Here is a 21004-nt window from a genome sequence, read left to right on the forward strand (position 1 = left end):
ATTTCCCTAATGTCATTATTTTTCAGGATTTAAAAGTTATGTAAGGAAGACTGTTTTTATTATTCTCACCCCAGATATTTTACAAAGAAATAGGTTGAAATACCGCTAATTGCCGCCACAGCGATTGCAAACATAATCAATAAAATCAATCTCTTGGCATTGTATATTCCAAACATAAACACCTCCTTTCCTAAATTTACACTTCCATTTACCCTCATAAAAAACAAGGGAAAATATCATCTTCACTCAAAGATAAAATAATATTTACCGAAACACCATTGATTAATATCAAACATCTGAAGGCATTATTCAAATAGTATGCGCGTGTTTCAAAATATTAAAATTTTATTCTTTGAGGAAATTTACTTTGACCAGAATGCCGAACAGCAATCGTCTCCATTCTGCGCCATGCGCTGGAAAAAAGCCGTACCAGCTAACCGTTGAGGAGGTTCTGAAAAATCAGCAGAGCCAACCTTCCGGGCTGACTCACAATGAGGCCAGCGCACGTCTTGCCAGAGATGGCCTTAACGCACTACCGGAAAAAGCGGGTAAACCCGCCTGGCTACGCTTTCTGGCCCATTTTCACGATGTTCTGATCTACGTCCTGATCGCCGCAGCGGCCCTCACCGCCGTAATGGGGCACTGGGTGGATACAGCCGTCATCCTCGGCGTCGCGGTGATCAACGCCCTGATTGGCCATATTCAGGAAAACAACGCGGAAAAATCGCTGAAAAGCATCCGCAACATGCTCTCTGCATCCGCTGTTGTGGTCCGTAACGGACAACATGAGACGGTCGCGACGACCGATCTGGTCGTCGGCGATATCGTGGTACTGCGTGCGGGTGACCGCATCCCCGCCGATCTTCGTGTCATGGAAGCCCATAACCTGCGGGTTGAAGAGGCTATCCTGACCGGTGAATCCACCGTTGTGGACAAAACGGCAGAGGCGCTGACTGGCGAACTGCCGCTGGGCGATCGCAAAAACCTGCTGTTCTCTGGCACCACCATCAGCGCCGGGGCGGGGCTTGGCGTGGTAATCGCCACCGGCGAGGCGACGGAACTGGGCCATATCAACCAGATGATGACGGAGATCGAAAAGCACCGTACGCCGCTACTGGTGCAGATGGATAAACTCGGTAAAGCGATTTTCGCCCTTATTCTCGCCATGATGCTCGGGCTGTTTATTTTCAGTCTGCTGCTGCGCGATATGCCGATGGGTGAACTGCTGCTTTCGTTAATTAGCCTGGCTGTCGCGGCCGTTCCGGAAGGTTTACCGGCGATTATCTCGATCATCCTGTCGCTGGGCGTACAGACCATGGCCCGCAAACGCGCCATCATCCGCAAACTGCCTACTGTTGAAACGTTGGGTGCCATGTCGGTGATTTGTTCCGACAAAACCGGCACGCTGACCATGAACGAGATGACGGTTAAAGCCATCATCACGGCGGATAAAAATTATCGCGTGCAGGGCAACAGCTACGAACCAACGGGCGAGATCCACGTCGAGGAAAACGACGCGCAGGCAGAGATTGCGCCTGGCAGCCTGCTTGAAAGCTATCTGCGTACTATTGATCTGTGCAACGACAGCCAGTTGATTCGCAATGAACAGGGGCACTGGGGAATTACCGGCGGACCAACGGAAGGGGCGCTGAAAGTGCTGGCCGCCAAGGCCATGCTGCCTGCCGTCGAGAGCGAACTGCGCAGTAAAATCCCGTTCGATTCCCAGTACAAATATATGGCGACGCACTATCGCATCGGCAACGACGAGCGCGTACTGGTGACCGGGGCACCGGATGTGCTGTTTAAACTCTGCCGGTTGCAACAAACCGCGAACGGCACGGAAGCCTTTACCCAGCCGCACTGGGAGGCCGAAATCGCCCGCTATGCCAAAGAAGGTTTGCGGATGGTGGCTGCCGCCTGGAAGCCTGCGCGTGCTGATGCCGATGCGCTGACCCATGACTGTCTGAGTGAGGGGCTCATTTTCCTCGGCATCGCCGGGATGATGGATCCGCCGCGCCCGGAAGCCATTGCGGCAATCGGTGCCTGCCAGCAAGCCGGGATCCGCGTCAAAATGATCACCGGCGATCACCCGCAAACCGCCATGAGCATTGGCGGCATGTTGGGTATCCATAACAGCACACATGCGGTGACGGGCTATGAACTCGAGCAGATGGATGAGGCTGAACTTGCCGAAGCGGCCGTCACCTACGATATCTTTGCCCGTACCAGCCCGGAGCATAAGCTGCGTCTGGTAAAAGCCCTGCAAGAAAAAGGCGAGATCGTCGGCATGACCGGGGATGGTGTCAACGACGCGCCGGCACTGAAGCAGGCCGATGTAGGCATCGCGATGGGTATTAAAGGAACAGAAGTGACGAAAGAGGCCGCCGACATGGTGCTGACGGATGATAACTTCGCGACCATTGCCAGCGCGGTACAGGAAGGGCGCCGCGTCTACGACAACCTGAAGAAAACCATCCTGTTTATCATGCCCACTAACCTGGCGCAGGGTCTGCTGATCATCGTCGCGCTGCTGGCGGGTAATCTGATCCCGCTGACGCCAGTGCTGATCCTGTGGATGAACATGGCAACCTCCGCCACACTGTCATTCGGTCTGGCGTTTGAAGCCGGTGAGCGCAACATCATGCGCCGCCCACCGCGCCAGAGTAATGAGAACGTGATGGATGGCTTTGCTATCTGGCGCGTAGGGTTTGTCGGTACGCTAATTGCCGCCTGTGCCTTTATGCTGGAAGCCTGGCTGCAGCCGCGTGGTCACAGCCCGGAATTCATCCGCACCGTCCTGTTGCAAACGCTGGTGACAGCGCAGTGGGTGTACATGCTCAACTGCCGCGTTTCCGATGGCTTCTCGCTGGGTCGCGGTCTGCTGATGAATAAAGGCATCTGGCTGGTCAGCGGTATTCTGTTACTGCTGCAGTTGGCGATTATCTACGTGCCGTTCCTGCAGATGTTGTTTGGTACTGAAGCTCTGCCGCTGCGCTACTGGGGAATTACCTTTGCCATCGGCATCGCGCTGTTCTTCATTGTTGAGATTGAGAAACCCCTCACCCGCAAATACCGCCGGAACTAACCGGCGGTATCCGGCAATAAAAAGGCCTCCCAAAACCGGAGGCCTTTTTCGTCTACGATGACGGATTAACGAACAACCATTACCGGCACCTTTGCGTAACGCAAAATATTAGCGGCTGCCGAGCCCAGCAGATGGGTGGCAATCCCCGGTTTGCGTGAGCCGATAATAATCATTTCGGCATTATGCGCCGCTGCCGCGTCATTCACCTCATCGCGAATATTGCCGTGTCGGACTTCAAAGCGAATCCTCTCCAGCGGCGTTTTGAATTTTCTCGCCAGCGCGAGCATTTTCTCCTGCGCATCGTTGGTCATGTACTCTTCGTATTTTTTGATATCCGAAGCAAAGCCGCGCATTGGCGACGCCTGCAGCTTAGGGAAAACGTGCAGCAGATGTAGCACGCCCTCTTCTTTATTGAGCATGTGATCGGCCCAGGCAATCGCTTTGTCAGAAAGGTCCATCGCCAGAATATCAACCGGCATTAAAATGGATTTGTTCATTCTAATTTCCTTATGTTCGCTGACAGGCTGATCGTGTTTCCCTGAAAAGCCCGGCAAGGTTCAGTCTTAATGGGTGAAAGTTGCGAACGCAGGATAATCGATAATCGTCGTCACGATTTGATCTCAGGCAGTTTATTTATCTTCCTGATAACTCTGCAGATTTATTTACGTAGCGTGAGAAAAACTGACAAAAAAATATCCTCCGGCATAGCCGGAGGTTTTTCTGATACGCCGATAAGGCTCTGTTACTAGCCGCGCCCTAACAGGCGCATACGATCTGACATTTGCATCAGACTACTTTTCCCTTTCAGATACGCCATAAAGCCGTATACGCTCATTTTGGGTGGGCTCTCCACAAGCATATGGATATGATCTGCACAGCATTCCGCTTCCAGGATTCGTACGTTTTTCCACTCACACAGCTTTCTTAAGATGCTGCCTACCGCCCTGCGTTTCTCTCCGTAGAACGCTTGTCTTCGGTATTTTGGCGCAAAAACTATATGATATTTACAGTTCCATCGGGTGTGCGCTAAGCTCTTTTCGTCCCTCATTGGGATCCCCTTTTGATTTCTTGTTTAACTTTTGCAGTTGCCAGACCGCAAGGGGTTTTAACAAATCAAAAGGGGTTTTAATAACTGTCTCAAAATTGAAAGCTTTCCGGAACCTCCAGCCTGGCTGGGGTTTTATGCGTACAAAAAAGCCCCGTCAGAAACGGGGCTTTTCTATTTTTATTTAGCACAGCGCTAAACTGGCTTGATCAGAACGGGATATCGTCGTCGAAATCCATTGGTGGTTCATTAGACGGTGCTGCCGGGGCAGACTGCTGCTGCGGGCGAGACTGCGCGCCTCCGCTGAACTGGTTGCCACCCTGTGGCTGCTGAGGTTGACCCCAACCACCCTGTTGCTGCTGACCGCCTGCCGGTGCGCCACCACCCTGACGACCACCCAGCATCTGCATGGTACCGCCAACGTTCACCACCACTTCCGTGGTGTATTTCTCTACGCCGGACTGATCGGTCCATTTACGGGTACGCAACTGACCTTCAATGTAGACCTGAGAACCTTTACGCAGATATTCGCTGGCTACTTCCGCCAGTTTGCCGAACAGCACAACACGGTGCCATTCTGTCTGCTCTTTCATTTCACCGGTCTGCTTGTCACGCCAGGATTCGGAAGTAGCCAGCGTGATGTTGGCAACTGCGCCACCATTCGGCATGTAGCGTACTTCCGGGTCCTGGCCCAGATTACCCACGAGAATAACCTTATTTACGCCTCTGCTGGCCATGATCGAGTCTCCTGAAAACGTTTCTTAATAAGTGTAAACGCGCGATTGTAGCATTACCAATAGCGAATTTACTATGTTGCGACGCGGATTCCGCGAAACAACCTCAGCCGGACATTGTTACATAAGACTCTGCGTTTTGCATTCCAATACTGTATATCCATTCAGGTTTTATTGTGTCATAATTAACCGTTTGTGATCGCCGGTAGCACCCTGCTGCGCCGGGCAAAAAAGCGTTTAATCCGGGAAAGGTGAATGGATAAGATCGAAGTTCGGGGCGCCCGCACCCATAATCTCAAAAACATCAACCTCGTCATCCCCCGCGACAAACTGATTGTCGTGACCGGGCTTTCGGGGTCAGGCAAATCCTCGCTCGCTTTCGACACCTTGTATGCCGAAGGGCAGCGTCGTTACGTTGAATCCCTTTCTGCCTATGCGCGTCAGTTTCTGTCGTTAATGGAAAAGCCGGATGTCGATCATATTGAGGGGCTGTCTCCCGCCATCTCAATTGAACAGAAATCGACGTCCCATAACCCGCGCTCGACGGTCGGCACCATTACCGAAATCCACGACTACCTGCGTCTGCTGTTTGCCCGCGTTGGCGAACCGCGCTGCCCGGATCACGATGTTCCGCTGGCGGCGCAGACCGTAAGCCAGATGGTGGATAACGTTCTGTCGCAGCCGGAGGGCAAACGCCTGATGCTGCTGGCCCCGGTGATTAAAGAGCGTAAGGGCGAGCACACCAAAACGCTGGAAAACCTGGCAAGCCAGGGTTATATCCGCGCCCGTATCGATGGTGAAGTGTGTGACCTCTCCGATCCGCCAAAGCTGGAACTGCAGAAGAAACACACTATCGAGGTGGTGATCGATCGTTTCAAAGTGCGTGACGATCTCAGCACTCGTCTGGCGGAATCGTTTGAGACCGCGCTGGAGCTGTCCGGCGGGACGGCGGTGGTTGCCGATATGGACGACGAAAAAGCAGAAGAACTGCTCTTTTCCGCCAACTTCGCCTGCCCAATCTGCGGTTACAGCATGCGCGAACTGGAACCACGCCTGTTCTCCTTTAACAACCCGGCGGGCGCCTGCCCGACCTGCGATGGGCTCGGCGTACAGCAATATTTCGACCCCGATCGCGTGATCCAGAACCCTGAGCTGTCGCTAGCGGGCGGGGCCATTCGCGGTTGGGATCGCCGGAACTTCTATTACTTCCAGATGCTGAAATCGCTGGCAGAACACTACAAGTTTGACGTTGAAGCCCCGTGGGCCAGCCTGAGCGCAAACGTACACAAAGTGGTGCTGTACGGTTCTGGTAAAGAGAGTATTGAATTCAAATACATGAACGATCGTGGCGATACCTCCGTGCGTCGCCATCCGTTTGAAGGCGTACTGCACAACATGGAACGCCGCTATAAAGAGACGGAATCCAGCGCCGTTCGTGAAGAGTTAGCCAAGTTCATCAGCAACCGCCCGTGCGCCAGTTGTGAAGGAACCCGTCTTAAGCGCGAAGCGCGCCACGTCTTCGTTGAAAATACACCGCTACCGACCATTTCCGACATGAGCATCGGACATGCGATGGACTTCTTCAACAATCTCAAACTCGCCGGTCAGCGGGCGAAGATTGCAGAGAAAATCCTCAAAGAGATTGGCGACCGCCTCAAGTTCCTGGTCAACGTTGGCCTCAACTATCTGACGCTGTCCCGTTCTGCGGAAACGCTCTCCGGCGGCGAAGCCCAGCGTATTCGACTGGCAAGTCAGATTGGCGCCGGTCTGGTCGGCGTGATGTACGTGCTGGATGAGCCGTCCATCGGCCTTCACCAGCGCGATAACGAACGTCTGCTGGGGACGCTGATCCACCTGCGCAATCTCGGCAATACCGTAATTGTGGTGGAGCACGATGAAGATGCGATTCGCGCCGCCGACCACGTGATTGATATCGGTCCGGGTGCCGGCGTCCACGGCGGCGAAGTGGTTGCCGAAGGTCCGCTGGAAGCGATTATGGCGGTGCCGGAGTCCCTGACCGGCCAGTACATGAGCGGCAAACGCAAGATTGAAGTGCCGAAACAGCGCGTTCCCGCAAACCCGGAGAAAGTGCTGAAACTGACCGGCGCGCGCGGCAACAACCTGAAAGACGTGACGTTAACGCTGCCGGTCGGCCTGTTCACCTGCATCACCGGCGTGTCCGGTTCCGGTAAGTCGACCCTGATTAACGATACGCTGTTCCCGATTGCACAGCGTCAGTTGAACGGTGCGACGATCGCCGAACCGGCGCCGTATCGCGACGTGCAGGGGCTGGAACATTTCGATAAGGTCATCGACATCGATCAGAGCCCGATTGGACGTACACCGCGTTCCAACCCGGCAACGTACACGGGCGTGTTTACGCCAGTACGTGAGCTGTTTGCTGGCGTACCGGAATCACGCTCACGCGGCTATACGCCGGGGCGTTTCAGTTTTAACGTTCGCGGCGGGCGTTGCGAAGCCTGTCAGGGCGATGGCGTAATTAAAGTCGAAATGCACTTCCTGCCAGATATTTACGTGCCGTGCGACCAGTGCAAAGGCAAGCGCTATAACCGCGAAACGCTGGAGATTAAGTACAAGGGCAAAACCATCCACGAAGTGCTGGATATGACTATCGAAGAAGCACGTGAATTCTTTGATGCCGTCCCGGCGCTGGCACGTAAGCTGCAAACCCTGATGGATGTCGGTTTGACCTACATTCGTCTCGGCCAGTCGGCGACAACGCTCTCCGGCGGTGAAGCCCAGCGTGTGAAGCTGGCGCGCGAACTGTCGAAACGCGGCACCGGTCAGACGCTCTATATTCTGGATGAACCGACTACGGGTCTGCATTTTGCCGATATCCAGCAATTGCTGGACGTGCTCCATCAGTTACGCGATCAGGGCAATACCATTGTAGTGATTGAGCACAACCTGGACGTCATCAAAACGGCGGACTGGATCGTGGATCTCGGTCCAGAAGGCGGTAGCGGCGGTGGGGAAATCCTCGTCTCCGGTACGCCAGAAACCGTGGCGGAATGTGAAGCCTCACACACGGCCCGCTTCCTGAAACCGATGCTGTAAAAGACAAAACGCCGTTCATCTTCCACACTGAACGGCGTTTTTTACGGCTGTACCAGCAGCTTGCGTTTCTCTTCCGGCAGCGTATTCACCGCCTGTTGGTACGAAGCATCCACCAGATAATAAATTTGTGAATCCGGCAGCGAGCCGTCGAGGTAGACGGTGCTCCAGTGTGCCTTATTGAGATGTCGGCTCGGACGCACATCACTGTGCTGCTGGCGTAACAATTCCGCCAGTTCGGGGCTGGTTTTCAGAGATACCGCCGGGCGACCTTCCACCTCTTTCACCATGGCAAAGAGCACATCTTCAACTTTGATTTGTGTGGCTTTCCAGTCACTGTGCACACTCTGCTCCGCGCCGATTTTCGCCATGCAGTATTGCAGTAACTCCGAATTGGTCATCGTTAATCCCCTCGCAAGCGTAATACTCCACTGAAATGTCATCTATTCAGTGTGCAGCAAGACAGCAAAAGGTAAAAGCTGGCAGATCAATTTTGTTTAAAAAAACAGCAGACGCTCAGCCGCCGGTTAATACTCCGAATTTACGATCACCTCTTCACCATACGCACCAGCCTGCGGCAACGGTCTGTAGGTCGAGTTTGAGGCGCGCAGAATACGGATCCCACGGATGCCCGCATCACGCGCGGCGGTAATGTCGTTATCCGAGTCGCCATAGAACATGCGGATATTTTTATCCTGCAGCCACTGCGTTTTGGTGTTCTGACCCGGCTTGTCTCCGGCAAAAATCACCGGATTCATATTTGCCGCCGGAATGTGGAAGTTATCTGCCAGCGTTTTCGATACGGTCTCGGTTTTGGTCGGCGAACGACCGGTGATAAAAAAGATGCTGTCGCCACGACGGACGTGCATGTCGATCAACTGACGCGCGACCTCTTTTGGAATACTGAACTCATCCCAGCCGTTGTTCATTTTCTCCCAGAATGCCGGGTTCTTCAGATACGCCTCGCTGTCCGGGGACCAGGTTTTCTTTCCACGCCAGAAACCAGGACTGGAAAACAGCACGGTGTCATCAATATCAAAACCGACGGCCATTGGCGGACGACCGGTCAGCGTGTTTTCGATCTGCGCCACGGAAACCCAGTGAACAGGAGCTTGTTCCGCGAGTTTCGCAACGTTAGTACCGGGATTTAATGGGGAAGGTGAAGAAGCCAGCGCGCTGGCAGGATGGTTCAACGTGAAAAGTAAGCAGATGGCGCTCAACGCCAGTGTGATCTTTCGCATATTTTTCCCTTTTAAGTCATTTAGTTATGATTTTATTAGTACGACTATTCGACAAACTCTCTGACCATAACCCCAGCGGCAGATGAAAGGAAGGATTTTCTGCGGTTTAACCCTGGAAAAAGAGGAGGATCACATATAGAAGGAAAAAGGCCGGTTCAACCGGCCTGAGAGGAATTACATGACCGCAGCAAAGGCCTTCGCTACACGCTGCACATTCGCCACGTTCAGACCGGCCACGCACATACGCCCGCTGGCGATCAGATAGACGCCAAACTCGTCGCGCAGGCGATCGACCTGAGCCGCGCTTAGCCCGGTGTAGCTGAACATGCCGCGCTGTTGCAGCAGATAGTCGAAATTACGGCCCGGAATGGTGGCGGTTAGCACGTTCACCAGCTCCTGACGCATGGCCAGAATACGGGTTCGCATTGCCTCCACTTCCGCCAGCCAACTGGCTTTCAGCGCGTCATCGCCGAGCACCGTCGCGACCACCTGCGCCCCAAAGTTCGGCGGGCTGGAGTAATTACGACGTACGGTCGCCTTCAGTTGCCCCAGTACGCGGCCTGCGGTGGAGGCATCTTCACAGACGACAGAAAGCCCACCGACACGCTCGCCGTACAGAGAGAAGATTTTCGAGAATGAGTTGCTGACCAGGGCAGGCAACCCGGCGCTGGCAATCGCGCGAATAGCATAAGCATCATCATCCATACCAGCGCCAAAGCCCTGATAAGCAATGTCCAGGAACGGGATCAGATCGCCCGCTTTCAGGATCTCAATCACCGCATCCCATTGCGCGTGCGTTAAATCCGCACCCGTCGGGTTATGGCAGCAAGGATGCAACAGGACGATACTGCGCGCAGGCAGCGTTTTCAGGGTCTCCAGCAGATCGTTGAAACGCACGCCGTTGGTGGCATTGTCGTACCAGGGATAGGTGCTGACGGTAAATCCAGCCCCTTCAAAAATCGCGATATGGTTTTCCCACGTCGGATCGCTGACCCACACGCCGGAATCCGGGAAATAGCGCTTGAGGAAATCGGCACCCACTTTCAGCGCGCCAGAGCCGCCCAATGTCTGGATCGTCGCCACACGCTGCTGCTGGAGAACCGGATGATCAGCCCCAAACAGCAATGGCGCGATAGTATGACGATAGGTATTCAACCCTTCCATCGGCAGATACAGCGAAGCGCCGTGCGGCTGCGCGTTAAGACGCGCTTCGGCTTCCGCCACCGCTTTCAACTGCGGGATAATCCCGTCTTCGTTGTAATACAGACCGATACTCAGATTCACTTTGTCACTACGCGGATCTTCTTTGAACCGCTCCATGAGCGACAGAATCGGGTCGCCGGCGTAGGCGTCAACTTTTTGAAACACGCGATGGTTCTCCAGGTTTACAGGCAGGGGTTAAGACACAATAAACCGGATGGAGAGGAAGATCGAGCGCCTGGTGGGAATATTGCCGGATAAGGCGTTTACACCGCCATCCGGCACTCCACACGCCCGCTTAATCGATATACTTCATTGCCACCCGTGAAGTCAGGCGGGTAATCAGCTCGTAAGCACTGACTTTAGTCATCGCCGCAATGCGTTCCACCGGGAGTCCCTCTCCCCATAAAATCACCGGGTCACCGGCCAGGTCTGTCGCCTGCGGCCCGAGATCAACGCAAATCATGTCCATCGCTACGCGACCCACAATCGGTACTTCGCGACCGTTCACCAACACCGGCGTACCGGATGGCGCAGCGCGCGGATAACCATCGCCATAGCCCATCGCCACGACGCCAAGACGTGTATCACGTTCGCTGATCCATGTTCCGCCATAGCCTACCGGCTCGCCCGCTTTATGCTCGCGCACGGCAATCAGGCTGGAAGTCAGCGACATGACCGGCTGGCAGCCAAAATCGGCCCCTGTGGACTGGTTTTCCAGCGGCGACACGCCGTAGAGAATAATGCCAGGACGAACCCAGTCAAAATGCGACTGCGGCCAGAGTAAAATCCCGCCGGAGGCGGCAATCGAGCGTTGACCCGCTTTGCCTTCACAAAAGGTATTGAACACATCAAGCTGCCGTTCGGTCGCTCCACATTCCGGCTCGTCCGCACGGGCAAAATGGCTGACGATATTAACTGGTTGGCGCACGTTTTTACATTGCGTCAGGCGCTGCCAGAAGGCGTCCGCTTCTTCAGGAAGCACGCCCAGACGATGCATGCCGGTGTCGAGTTTCATCCACACGGTCACCGGTTCATCCAGTTCGGCGGCTTCCAGCGCGGCCAGTTGTTCCTGGTTATGGACCGCCGTATGCAGGTGTTGTGCGGAAATGGTGGGCAGATCGGATGCCTCAAAAAAGCCTTCCAGCAGCAGGATGGGTTGCGTGATCCCCCCTGCTCGCAGACGTAAAGCTTCTTCGAGACGCGCCACACCAAAAGCGTCAGCATCGGGGAGCGTTCGCGCGGTCTCTAACAGACCGTGTCCGTAAGCGTTCGCTTTCACGACCGCAACCAGCTTGCTGGCAGGCGCCAGTTCACGCAGACGTTGCAGGTTGTGTCGCAGAGCGCGGCGGTTAATAACTACAGTTGCCGCTTGCATTGTCATTCCTTGCCTTAATAAAGAAATAATCTTCTCAATCATTTGCGTCACAGCAAGACGGTCAACGCCGCTGCGGCACAAAGGATGACGAGGATTTACTCGTCGTCGTACTGCGGTCCCGCATAATTATCGAAGCGCGACCATTGTCCGTTAAAGGTCAGTCGCACCGTCCCGATGGGGCCGTTACGCTGCTTACCAATGATGATTTCCGCAATCCCTTTCAGGTCGCTGTTCTCGTGATAAACCTCGTCACGATAGATAAACATGATCAAGTCGGCATCCTGTTCAATGGAGCCGGATTCACGCAGGTCGGAGTTGACCGGGCGCTTATCAGCACGTTGTTCCAGCGAGCGGTTAAGCTGCGACAGCGCCACGACCGGCACATGCAGTTCTTTTGCCAGCGCTTTCAGCGAGCGGGAAATTTCAGCAATCTCCAGCGTACGGTTGTCGGACAGCGACGGCACGCGCATCAATTGCAGGTAGTCGATCATAATCAGCCCGATACCGCCATGTTCGCGAGCGATACGGCGCGCGCGGGAGCGCACTTCCGTTGGCGTCAGACCGGAGGAGTCATCAATATAGATGTTACGTTTTTCCAGCAGAATGCCCATCGTGCCGGAAATGCGCGCCCAGTCCTCATCGTCCAGTTGGCCGGTTCGAATACGGGTCTGATCCACGCGGGACAGCGAGGCCAGAGAACGCATCATAATCTGTTCAGAGGGCATCTCAAGACTGAAGATAAGAACCGGTTTATCCTGCAACATCGCCGCATTTTCGACGAGGTTCATCGCAAATGTGGTTTTACCCATTGACGGACGCGCCGCGACGATTATCAGATCCGAAGGCTGCAGGCCTGCGGTCTTTTTGTTGAGATCGTCATAGCCGGTGTTAACCCCCGTCACCCCGTCGTGCGGTTGCTGGAACAGTTGTTCGATACGCGCAACGGTCGCGTCGAGCACATCGGCAATGTTTTTCGGGCCTTCGTCTTTATTGGCGCGGCTTTCCGCGATTTTAAAGACGCGGGACTCGGCGAGATCGAGGAGATCCTCACTGGTGCGCCCCTGCGGATCAAAACCCGCATCCGCAATTTCATGGGCGACGGCAATCATGTCGCGCACCACCGCACGTTCGCGAACAATATCCGCATAGGCGCTGATGTTCGCGGCACTTGGCGTATTTTTGGAGAGTTCAGCCAGATACGCAAAACCGCCGACGCTGTCCAGTTGCCCTTGTCGCTCCAGCGATTCCGCAAGCGTAATCAGGTCTATCGGACTGCCGGTTTCCTGCAACCGCCCCATTTCTGTGAAGATGTGACGATGTGGACGGGTATAAAAATCTTCCGCTACCACGCGCTCGGCGACATCGTCCCAGCGCTCGTTATCCAGCATTAAACCGCCCAACACCGACTGTTCCGCTTCAATCGAGTGCGGCGGTACTTTCAGTCCGGCAACCTGTGGGTCGCGATCACGGACATCAGTCTGTTGTTTGTTGAAGGGTTTATTTCCTGCCATAGTGAATGGAGTTACCGAGATAAAAGTGAGTTGACGCTAATCTTCCGATGATACTGGAGAAATCATGGCAACACGAATTGAATTTCACAAGCATGGTGGCCCTGACGTGCTTCAGGCCGTGGACTTTACCCCTGCCGATCCCGCAGCGAACGAAATCCAGGTCGAAAACAAAGCGATCGGCATTAACTTTATTGATACCTATATCCGCAGTGGGCTCTATCCGCCCCCCGCGCTGCCCAGCGGTTTAGGGACCGAAGCAGCGGGCGTCGTCAGCAAAGTCGGCAGCGACGTCCGTCATATTAAAGCAGGCGATCGCGTGGTGTATGCGCAGTCCGCACTCGGCGCCTACAGTTCGGTCCACAACGTACCGGCCGATAAAGCCGCTATCCTGCCTGACGCCATCTCTTACGAGCAGGCTGCCGCTTCTTTCCTGAAGGGACTAACCGTTTTTTATCTGCTGCGCAAAACTTACGAAATCAAGCCCGACGAACCGTTCCTGTTCCATGCGGCCGCTGGCGGCGTAGGGCTGATTGCCTGTCAGTGGGCGAAAGCGCTGGGCGCGAAACTGATTGGCACCGTTGGCAGCGCGCAAAAGGCACAGCGAGCGCTGGATGCTGGCGCATGGCAGGTGATTAACTATCGCGAAGAGAACATTGTCGAACGGGTTAAAGAGATAACCGGCGGCAAAAAAGTCCGCGTGGTGTATGACTCGGTCGGTAAGGATACCTGGGAAGCCTCACTGGACTGTCTGCAGCGTCGGGGGCTGATGGTCAGTTTTGGCAACGCGTCAGGCCCGGTGACCGGCGTGAACCTGGGGATTCTGAATCAGAAAGGTTCGCTATACGCCACGCGCCCTTCTCTTCAGGGCTACATCACCAACGCGGAAGAGTTGACCGAAGCCAGTAACGAACTGTTTTCGCTGATCGCCAGCGGCGTGATCAAAGTGGATGTGCCAGACCGTCAGAAATATCCGCTGAAAGAGGCACGGCGCGCGCATGAAGTGCTGGAGAGTCGGGCAACGCAGGGTTCGAGTTTGCTGATCCCTTGATTCCCTTGCTCCTGAAAGAAATTGGGCTTCCCATTGGGAAGCCCTTTCTTTTTTAGTTCGGCTGTATGTAGGGTACAGCTCGATGAATCTGTTAGTCGCGCAATACTGACAGATTTGGTAGTCAATTCCTATTTGGTTCTGACGCCAAAGTTACAGGTTGTGACGCATCCCTCACATCTTTAGTAACGCCAACGGTTATTGCGCTGATATTGTGGGATTTTTGGCGACTTAATCGCTTTAATCACCCACACCACCGCAACAGCCAACAGCAACCACGGCAAGAGTTTGATCATCAGTGCAAACATGCCGCCAAGGAACATCACGAACGCGGCAACAACCAGCGCGGCCAGAATGCCCAATAGCGAGACGCCGGTGACCATCAGCATGATAAAGAAGCCAAGCACAAAAAGTAGTTCCAGCATGATGCTCTCCCATAATGAATTCCTGCCCAGACCATTACAAAAATCATGCCAAACTTAATTTCTTGATTTTTCAGCAAAACGCCCCGCAAAACTTTGCAGGGCGTGGTGAAATTGACTACTTTTTAGTGAAAATCTAACGCTTATCGGCCACCAGCTTCAGCGCATGCTCCAGCACATTAACATCGGCACCGGCTTTATGGGCGTTTTCGCTCAGGTAGCGACGCCACTGGCGCGCCCCCGGGATCCCCTGAAACAGCCCCAGCATGTGGCGCGTAATATGACCAAGATACGTGCCCTTGCTCAGTTCACGTTCGATATAAGGATACATGGCCCGCACCACCGTAACCGGATCGGCATCAGCAGTTGAGGAGCCAAATATTTCGCGATCGACAGCGGCCAGAATGCCAGGGTTCTGATAGGCTTCACGCCCGACCATCACGCCGTCCATGTGTCCAAGATGCGCCTTCGCCTGTTCCAGCGACGTAATCCCGCCGTTGATGGACATTGTCAACTGTGGGAAGTCGCGTTTTAACTGATAAACGCGCGGATAATCCAGCGGCGGGATTTCACGGTTTTCCTTCGGACTTAATCCGGAGAGCCAGGCCTTACGGGCGTGGATGATGAACATCTCGCACTCACCGCGGCCAGACACCGTATTGATGAAATCGCAAAGAAATTCGTAGCTATCCTGATCGTCAATACCAATACGGGTTTTCACGGTCACCGGAATCGACACCACGTCACGCATCGCCTTCACGCAGTCTGCCACCAATTGCGCATTGCCCATCAGACAGGCGCCAAACATGCCATTTTGTACACGATCGGACGGACAGCCGACGTTGAGGTTGATCTCGTCGTAGCCGCGCGCTTCAGCCAGCTTCGCGCAGTGCGCCAACGCTGCCGGATCGCTGCCGCCTAGCTGCAGAGCGACCGGATGCTCTTCTTCGCTGTATGCCAGATAATCTCCTTTGCCATGAATAATCGCCCCCGTCGTCACCATCTCGGTATAGAGCAGCGTCTGGCGAGACAATAAGCGCAGGAAGTAGCGGCAGTGTCTGTCCGTCCAGTCGAGCATAGGCGCGATGGAAAAACGGTGAGCGGGAAAGGCAGATTGTGATTCTGGTGACATGGTGGTTTTTTGAGCATCCTGTAAATTGGGGGCGCTACTATAGCACAGGCAAAACCGGAGACGTAATGTCTCCGGTTATCCCCATCAGAACGTCACGCTGACCTGCGCGCCTGCGCCCCAGGTTTCGTCCTCGCCATACAGTCCCATCAAGTCAAGATGTACGCGGTTGAACGGGGCAAACCCGACGCCGCCGGTAAAGACGTTGCTGTCGTTATCTTTCACGTCAGCACGATAACCGGCACGCACGGCCAGCCAGTCGAGCGGCCGGACTTCAGCACCAACGCCAACATACTGTGAGTTTTCCTCGCTTTTGAAACCTTTGGTTTCGGTCAAATCACCGTCTGCACTCAGCGTCAGCAGCTCGTTTTGCCACGCCACACCGGCGGTGACCAGCGGGCGAATCTGGTACGTGTCTTTGTAGTTTCGCGTTTCACCCGTCATGCCGTGGGTGATAGTGATCGATTTGGTATCCAGATCGCGTGAAATGAGGTTCTGCCCGCTGATCCCCACCGTCCAGTGTTCACCAAAGTCCGCCGCAATCCCGGCGTCGACGTTAAAACCAGTGTCATCATTACGATAACGACTACTGTTCCAGTCGCTGCTGTCGTAGTTATAGATAGAGGTGGTGTAATTGTAGAGCCAGGTTTTTTGCAGTTTTGGCGTAACGCCAATCGACACCGGCACATCGCCGAACGTAAACTGTCGGGCAACGGCGATACCATAATCTGAAACAATTGCCGCGCGTCCCGATGCCGTCGAGTTGAGGTGTTTGGTTATCTCATCTGAGCCTTCAATCGCCGCCTTCCCGGCTTCAACGAGCGCATAGGTATCGCTGCCCTCAATCCGGCGCAGATAGTCAATATCACCCTGATCAATGGATGAACTGACCCGTCCATGCGCATAGCCCTTCGCCACGAAAGCCAGGGAAAGCGTCTCATTGGGAATGCTCACCGCCAGTCCCGCCCCTGCACTGGCGCGTGCCGTTTTCCCTTTCAGGTATTCGAGTTCATCGGCAAGATCGCGTGCCGCGCCCTGAAACTGATTCAACACGCCGCGCGGGTTGAGCAAAACTTCCTGCGGCGTCAGATTATCAACCACCTCATCGTAGTAATCGATTTTGTCGCTGATCTCATCAATTTCATCCTGAAGATTATCTTTGTCGGTGATTTGTGCACCGACCGCCGGAAGAATCACGGTAACGCTGTCTTCAGGCTTCGCTTTCGCCAGCAACGCCGGGTTAATGAGAACCCCGCTACCATAATTTGCCGACGCCACGCCCGTTCCGCCCATCGCGTCGTTACGCGCTTCCGCCCAGGTATTCGCCGCGTTCGCCTGTTGGGAAACCAGGAACGAGACCGCAATTGCCACCACCGAAAAATTAAAATTTTTATTCACAGTAAACCTATTTTATTTGCAGGTGAAATAATGCCTCAGCCAGTATCAACGCGGCTGAGTAGGACTATTGCTGTGATAAAATGGGTGAAGATGACGCTATTCGCTCCATGCAGAACTTGCTGGAACGTTTTTATTATGTGACAGACATCAATATGTATAGAAGAGAATGCGAAACAGGGAAAGATTAGCAGGCGATTTATCGTGCCGGCCTGGATCTCGGCGTTTCTCCCATAACATGATAAAGTGAGGGTTTTCTTACTTCACGCGATCCGAGGTGCCCAATGGAAAAGACCACAACGCAAGAGTTGCTGGCGCAAGCTGAAAAACTGTGCGCGCAACGCAATGTGCGCCTGACCCCACAGCGCCTTGAGGTGTTGCGTCTGATGAGCCTTCAGGAAGGCGCAATTAGCGCTTACGATCTGCTCGACCTGCTGCGTGAATCAGAACCGCAGGCCAAGCCGCCAACGGTCTATCGCGCACTTGATTTTCTGCTTGAACAAGGGTTTGTGCATAAGGTTGAATCCACCAACAGCTACGTGCTGTGTTACCTGTTCGATCAGCCAACTCATACTTCCGCGATGTTTATCTGCGACCGCTGTGGTGCGGTGAAAGAAGAGTGTGCGGAGGGCGTGGAAGACATTATGCATATGCTGGCGGCGAAGATGGGGTTTGCCCTGCGCCACAATGTGATTGAAGCACACGGATTATGCTCAGCCTGCGTGGAAGTGGAAGCCTGCCGTCACCCTGGCGAGTGTCAGCACGATCATTCGATTCAGGTTAAAAAGAAACCCCATTAAGGAAATGGGCGGCATGCTATGCCGCCCGAAGCAAACAGAGGGGCTTACATCCATGTACTCACGGGTATGAGGGTAGCTTACCAGCGATAGTCGTTGCGTTTTTCCCAGCTAACGACCTCTTTCTCCGCCTGGTCTTTCTCGTAACCATAACGTTCCTGAATCTTACCGACCAGTTGATCACGCTTACCTTCAATGACTGTCATATCGTCATCGGTCAGTTTGCCCCACTGCTCTTTCACTTTACCTTTAAATTGTTTCCAGTTACCGCCGGCTTCGTCTTTATTCATCATAAAGTCCTCTTTATTAGGCTGTGAATAGTGAGAGTAAACCGCCCAACTGCGTTCGTTTTCTGCTGGACGTGAGATTAAGTGTAGTCAGAGATTCTGGGTTCAATTCACTATTCAGAATCTTTAACCATCACGAAGCCGAAAACCAGGTCCCATTCCGCCAGTGGCGCCGCCAGATCCAGGCTAATGACAGTCCGCGCAGCGTCAGGAAAACCGCCAGCGCCAGCCACAAACCGTGATTCCCCAATACGGGGAGCGCCAGCAGGGTCAGCGCAAACCCGGCAGCCGCGACCGCCATACTGTTACGCATTTCAGCCGCCCGCGTTGCACCGATAAACATACCATCCAGCAGATAGCACCAGACGCCGACCAACGGCAAAATCACTTGCCAGAGCAGATAGCGATCGGCCAGTTGCTGGATTTGCGGAAGTGATGTCAGCAGCGCGACGATCTGTTCGCCCGCGAGCAGATAAACCACTGAGAACAGCAGTGCGACAATACCTGACTGACGGCACGCCGCGCGCCAGACCTCCAGCAACTGACTGCCATCGCGGGCGCCATAGGCCTGACCGGAATGCGCCTCCACGGCGTAGGCAAAGCCATCCAGCGCATAGGCCGTAAACGTCAGCAACGTCATCAACACGGCGTTAACGGCGATGATATCGCTACCCAGTCTGGCCCCCAGCACGGTAATGGCACCAAAACAGAGTTGCAGGAGCAGCGAACGCAGCATGATGTCGCGATTAAGCGCCAGAAGGCGACGAAAGTTTCCGCGCCAGGCCTGCCTGAGCATGACGAGAGAGACGCCCCGCAAGTGCAAGACCTTACGCACCATCAACAAACCGATCAGCAACGTCGCATATTCCGCAATCACCGTCGCCAGTGCGGCCCCCTGCACGTTCATATGCAGCCCCATTACCAGCCAGAGGTCGAGCACAATGTTCAGGATATTGCCGACAATCAGCAGGATCACCGGCGCACGCGCGTATTGCACGCCCAGTAACCAACCGAGCAGAACCAGATTCGCCAGTGACGCCGGCGCGCTCAGCCAGCGAATGGCCAGGAATCGCCTCGCCTGTTCCAGCACCGCTTCGCTGCCGCCGACAATGTGTAGCGCCAGGTCGATAATCGGCGTGCGGAAGATAGCAATCAATGTCCCTGCGCCCAAAGCCAGGATCAGCGGTTGCACCAGAGCCCTCGCCAGCGCCTGAGGATTCTTCGCGCCGAATGCCTGCGCCGTCAGCCCGGTGGTGCTCATCCGTAAGAAGAGCAGTAGCATGAACAGAAAGCTGGTTGCGGTTGCGCCCACCGCCACACCGCCGAGATAGACGGGGCTGTCCAGGTGACCAATGACCGCCGTATCCACCAGTCCCAGCAGCGGAACGGTGATATTGGAGAAAATCATCGGTAAGGCGAGACGCCAGAGTGCTTTGTCAGCAGAAGCAAAAAAAGGCATGGAGACGAGCCTGAGAAGAGGTCATAACGAGAGTGGTGAGAGTGCCGGATAACGACGTAAACGCCTTATCCGGCCTAAAGAAGTACTACAGCCATTCACCATTACGGATGACGCCAACGGCCAGTCCTTCGATGGTAAAATTCTGTTCGCGAAGGTCAACCAGGATTGGTTTAAATTCGCTGTTTTCGGGCAGCAGTTCAACTTTATTGCCCTGTTTTTTCAGGCGCTTGACCGTCACTTCATCGTCGATACGCGCTACAACCACCTGACCGTTACGCACGTCCTGGGTTTTGTGTACCGCCAGCAGATCGCCATCCATAATGCCGATGTCTTTCATCGACATTCCGCTGACGCGCAGCAGGAAATCGGCGTTCGGCTTAAACAAAGATGGATCCACCTGATAATGGCCTTCAATGTGCTGCTGCGCCAGCAGCGGCTCGCCCGCCGCAACGCGACCGATGAGCGGTAACCCTTCCTCTTCTTCCTGCAGCAGTCGAATGCCGCGAGAAGCACCGGAGACGATTTCAATCGCCCCTTTACGTGCCAGCGCCTTCAGGTGTTCTTCAGCCGCGTTTGGGGAACGGAACCCCAAACGCTGTGCGATCTCCGCACGCGTCGGTGGCATACCTGTCTGGCTGATGTGATCCCGAATGAGATCAAACACCTCTTGTTGCCTGGCCGTTAACGCTTTCATTCCGCCCCCTGGGTGTATATACAGTTATGCTGTGAGTATATACAGCTAAAGGTGATTTTGGAACCACAAACTACACATTCGACAGCAGATTTAGCCGGTTATGGAATCAGGGTCGAAAAACGTTAGCGAAAATGTGGCCACAACAGGAGTCCCCAGGTGATCAGCGCCACAATGATAGAAAGCAGTACCGCCGCCGACCCCATATCTTTTGCGCGACCAGAAAGTTCGTGATAATCAGAGCCGATACGGTCCACTACCGCCTCGATGGCGCTGTTCAGAATTTCAACAATCATGACCAGCATGACAGAGCCTATCAGCAGAACGCGCGTAATGGCATCCACGTCCAGCCAGCAGGCGATAGCCACGGCCAGCAGCGCCGCCACGCTTTCCTGACGGAACGCGGCCTCGTTAATCCACGCGGCGCGAAAACCTTTCCAGGAATAGCCTGCAGCTTTGATAATTCGGGTGAATCCAGTGGTATTATTAGCCATTAAAAGAACCTTTTTG

Annotated in this window: 18 protein-coding genes and 1 pseudogene; 4 read left to right on the top strand and 15 right to left on the bottom strand. The window is 54.4% G+C overall.

The annotated features are described in order from the left end of the window. Positions 1 to 376: 376 nt before the first annotated feature. Positions 377 to 3085, top strand: a complete 2709-nt coding sequence (locus HVZ37_RS20485; protein WP_044264114.1) for a cation-transporting P-type ATPase — start codon at positions 377 to 379, stop codon at positions 3083 to 3085. A 65-nt stretch (positions 3086 to 3150) separates the two neighbouring features. Here the strand turns inward: HVZ37_RS20485 and HVZ37_RS20490 are convergent, their stop codons facing one another. The 3 genes and pseudogenes from HVZ37_RS20490 to ssb1 form a co-directional block, all read right to left on the bottom strand. Further along, positions 3151 to 3582: a universal stress protein gene (locus tag HVZ37_RS20490; RefSeq protein WP_042999046.1), complete on the bottom strand. Its 432-nt coding sequence runs from the start codon at positions 3580 to 3582 to the stop codon at positions 3151 to 3153. A gap of 287 nt (positions 3583 to 3869) precedes the next feature. Then, positions 3870 to 4133 (bottom strand): annotated as a pseudogene (gene tnpA / locus HVZ37_RS20495) (IS200/IS605 family transposase); the annotation flags it as partial. A 206-nt stretch (positions 4134 to 4339) separates the two neighbouring features. Continuing rightward, positions 4340 to 4867 carry a single-stranded DNA-binding protein SSB1 gene (gene ssb1, locus HVZ37_RS20500; protein ID WP_042999045.1) on the bottom strand — a complete coding sequence of 176 codons (528 nt, stop codon included), beginning with the start codon at positions 4865 to 4867 and terminating at the stop codon, positions 4340 to 4342. 252 nt (positions 4868 to 5119) lie between these two features. Here ssb1 and uvrA point away from each other — a divergent pair, with 252 nt between their 5' ends. After that, entirely contained in the window at positions 5120 to 7942 is a 2823-nt protein-coding gene (uvrA, locus tag HVZ37_RS20505) for an excinuclease ABC subunit UvrA (protein WP_042999044.1), read from the top strand. A gap of 41 nt (positions 7943 to 7983) precedes the next feature. On the opposite strand, the gene HVZ37_RS20510 is transcribed toward uvrA, so the two are convergent. The 5 genes from HVZ37_RS20510 to dnaB form a co-directional block, all read right to left on the bottom strand. Further along, positions 7984 to 8340, bottom strand: coding sequence for an MmcQ/YjbR family DNA-binding protein (locus tag HVZ37_RS20510; protein ID WP_042999043.1), 357 nt, complete (start codon positions 8338 to 8340; stop codon positions 7984 to 7986). Positions 8341 to 8466: 126 nt separating this feature from the next. Then, complete coding sequence (gene aphA, locus HVZ37_RS20515) at positions 8467 to 9180, bottom strand: acid phosphatase AphA (RefSeq protein WP_042999042.1); 714 nt, start codon at positions 9178 to 9180, stop codon at positions 8467 to 8469. Between the two features lie 174 nt (positions 9181 to 9354). Further along, the gene (gene tyrB, locus HVZ37_RS20520; protein ID WP_054176723.1) at positions 9355 to 10548 is read right to left on the bottom strand and encodes an aromatic amino acid transaminase; all 1194 of its coding nucleotides are present in this window, start codon (positions 10546 to 10548) and stop codon (positions 9355 to 9357) included. Between the two features lie 130 nt (positions 10549 to 10678). After that, positions 10679 to 11758, bottom strand: a complete 1080-nt coding sequence (alr, locus tag HVZ37_RS20525; protein WP_054176724.1) for an alanine racemase — start codon at positions 11756 to 11758, stop codon at positions 10679 to 10681. A 95-nt stretch (positions 11759 to 11853) separates the two neighbouring features. Further along, positions 11854 to 13269: a replicative DNA helicase gene (dnaB, locus tag HVZ37_RS20530; protein WP_042321088.1), complete on the bottom strand. Its 1416-nt coding sequence runs from the start codon at positions 13267 to 13269 to the stop codon at positions 11854 to 11856. Positions 13270 to 13333: 64 nt separating this feature from the next. Here dnaB and HVZ37_RS20535 point away from each other — a divergent pair, with 64 nt between their 5' ends. Further along, entirely contained in the window at positions 13334 to 14317 is a 984-nt protein-coding gene (locus HVZ37_RS20535) for a quinone oxidoreductase (protein ID WP_054176725.1), read from the top strand. 179 nt (positions 14318 to 14496) lie between these two features. On the opposite strand, the gene pspG is transcribed toward HVZ37_RS20535, so the two are convergent. The 3 genes from pspG to traF form a co-directional block, all read right to left on the bottom strand. Beyond that, the gene (gene pspG / locus HVZ37_RS20540; RefSeq protein WP_044257370.1) at positions 14497 to 14739 is read right to left on the bottom strand and encodes an envelope stress response protein PspG; all 243 of its coding nucleotides are present in this window, start codon (positions 14737 to 14739) and stop codon (positions 14497 to 14499) included. Between the two features lie 133 nt (positions 14740 to 14872). Continuing rightward, positions 14873 to 15868: a tRNA dihydrouridine(20/20a) synthase DusA gene (gene dusA / locus HVZ37_RS20545; protein ID WP_181627928.1), complete on the bottom strand. Its 996-nt coding sequence runs from the start codon at positions 15866 to 15868 to the stop codon at positions 14873 to 14875. Positions 15869 to 15952: 84 nt separating this feature from the next. Further along, positions 15953 to 17263, bottom strand: coding sequence for a conjugal transfer protein TraF (gene traF / locus HVZ37_RS20550; RefSeq protein ID WP_044264122.1), 1311 nt, complete (start codon positions 17261 to 17263; stop codon positions 15953 to 15955). A gap of 281 nt (positions 17264 to 17544) precedes the next feature. Here traF and zur point away from each other — a divergent pair, with 281 nt between their 5' ends. Beyond that, positions 17545 to 18060, top strand: a complete 516-nt coding sequence (gene zur, locus HVZ37_RS20555) for a zinc uptake transcriptional repressor Zur (RefSeq protein WP_181627929.1) — start codon at positions 17545 to 17547, stop codon at positions 18058 to 18060. 77 nt (positions 18061 to 18137) lie between these two features. Here zur and HVZ37_RS20560 read toward each other — a convergent pair whose 3' ends face one another. From HVZ37_RS20560 to HVZ37_RS20575, 4 genes are all read right to left on the bottom strand, one after another. Continuing rightward, positions 18138 to 18347 carry a CsbD family protein gene (locus tag HVZ37_RS20560; protein WP_044264125.1) on the bottom strand — a complete coding sequence of 70 codons (210 nt, stop codon included), beginning with the start codon at positions 18345 to 18347 and terminating at the stop codon, positions 18138 to 18140. A 130-nt stretch (positions 18348 to 18477) separates the two neighbouring features. Continuing rightward, on the bottom strand, positions 18478 to 19803 hold the full coding sequence (dinF, locus tag HVZ37_RS20565) for an MATE family efflux transporter DinF (RefSeq protein WP_125339212.1): 1326 nt from the start codon (positions 19801 to 19803) through the stop codon (positions 18478 to 18480). An 85-nt stretch (positions 19804 to 19888) separates the two neighbouring features. Beyond that, the gene (lexA, locus tag HVZ37_RS20570) at positions 19889 to 20497 is read right to left on the bottom strand and encodes a transcriptional repressor LexA (RefSeq protein WP_042321072.1); all 609 of its coding nucleotides are present in this window, start codon (positions 20495 to 20497) and stop codon (positions 19889 to 19891) included. A gap of 122 nt (positions 20498 to 20619) precedes the next feature. Further along, entirely contained in the window at positions 20620 to 20988 is a 369-nt protein-coding gene (locus HVZ37_RS20575; RefSeq protein ID WP_042999034.1) for a diacylglycerol kinase, read from the bottom strand. Positions 20989 to 21004 lie beyond the last annotated feature (16 nt).

Source organism: Citrobacter sp. RHB35-C17, assembly GCF_013816795.1.
GTDB lineage: Bacteria > Pseudomonadota > Gammaproteobacteria > Enterobacterales > Enterobacteriaceae > Citrobacter_A > Citrobacter_A amalonaticus.

Bases quoted from the DNA above. Each gene is read 5' to 3' on its own strand.
- HVZ37_RS20485 (WP_044264114.1), top strand. From the start codon at position 377: ATGCCGAACAGCAATCGTCTCCATTCTGCGCCATGCGCTGGAAAAAAG.
- HVZ37_RS20490 (WP_042999046.1), bottom strand. From the start codon at position 3,582: ATGAACAAATCCATTTTAATGCCGGTTGATATTCTGGCGATGGACCTT.
- ssb1 (WP_042999045.1), bottom strand. From the start codon at position 4,867: ATGGCCAGCAGAGGCGTAAATAAGGTTATTCTCGTGGGTAATCTGGGC.
- uvrA (WP_042999044.1), top strand. From the start codon at position 5,120: ATGGATAAGATCGAAGTTCGGGGCGCCCGCACCCATAATCTCAAAAAC.
- HVZ37_RS20510 (WP_042999043.1), bottom strand. From the start codon at position 8,340: ATGACCAATTCGGAGTTACTGCAATACTGCATGGCGAAAATCGGCGCG.
- aphA (WP_042999042.1), bottom strand. From the start codon at position 9,180: ATGCGAAAGATCACACTGGCGTTGAGCGCCATCTGCTTACTTTTCACG.
- alr (WP_054176724.1), bottom strand. From the start codon at position 11,758: ATGCAAGCGGCAACTGTAGTTATTAACCGCCGCGCTCTGCGACACAAC.
- dnaB (WP_042321088.1), bottom strand. From the start codon at position 13,269: ATGGCAGGAAATAAACCCTTCAACAAACAACAGACTGATGTCCGTGAT.
- HVZ37_RS20535 (WP_054176725.1), top strand. From the start codon at position 13,334: ATGGCAACACGAATTGAATTTCACAAGCATGGTGGCCCTGACGTGCTT.
- pspG (WP_044257370.1), bottom strand. From the start codon at position 14,739: ATGCTGGAACTACTTTTTGTGCTTGGCTTCTTTATCATGCTGATGGTC.
- dusA (WP_181627928.1), bottom strand. From the start codon at position 15,868: ATGTCACCAGAATCACAATCTGCCTTTCCCGCTCACCGTTTTTCCATC.
- zur (WP_181627929.1), top strand. From the start codon at position 17,545: ATGGAAAAGACCACAACGCAAGAGTTGCTGGCGCAAGCTGAAAAACTG.
- HVZ37_RS20560 (WP_044264125.1), bottom strand. From the start codon at position 18,347: ATGAATAAAGACGAAGCCGGCGGTAACTGGAAACAATTTAAAGGTAAA.
- dinF (WP_125339212.1), bottom strand. From the start codon at position 19,803: ATGCCTTTTTTTGCTTCTGCTGACAAAGCACTCTGGCGTCTCGCCTTA.
- lexA (WP_042321072.1), bottom strand. From the start codon at position 20,497: ATGAAAGCGTTAACGGCCAGGCAACAAGAGGTGTTTGATCTCATTCGG.
- HVZ37_RS20575 (WP_042999034.1), bottom strand. From the start codon at position 20,988: ATGGCTAATAATACCACTGGATTCACCCGAATTATCAAAGCTGCAGGC.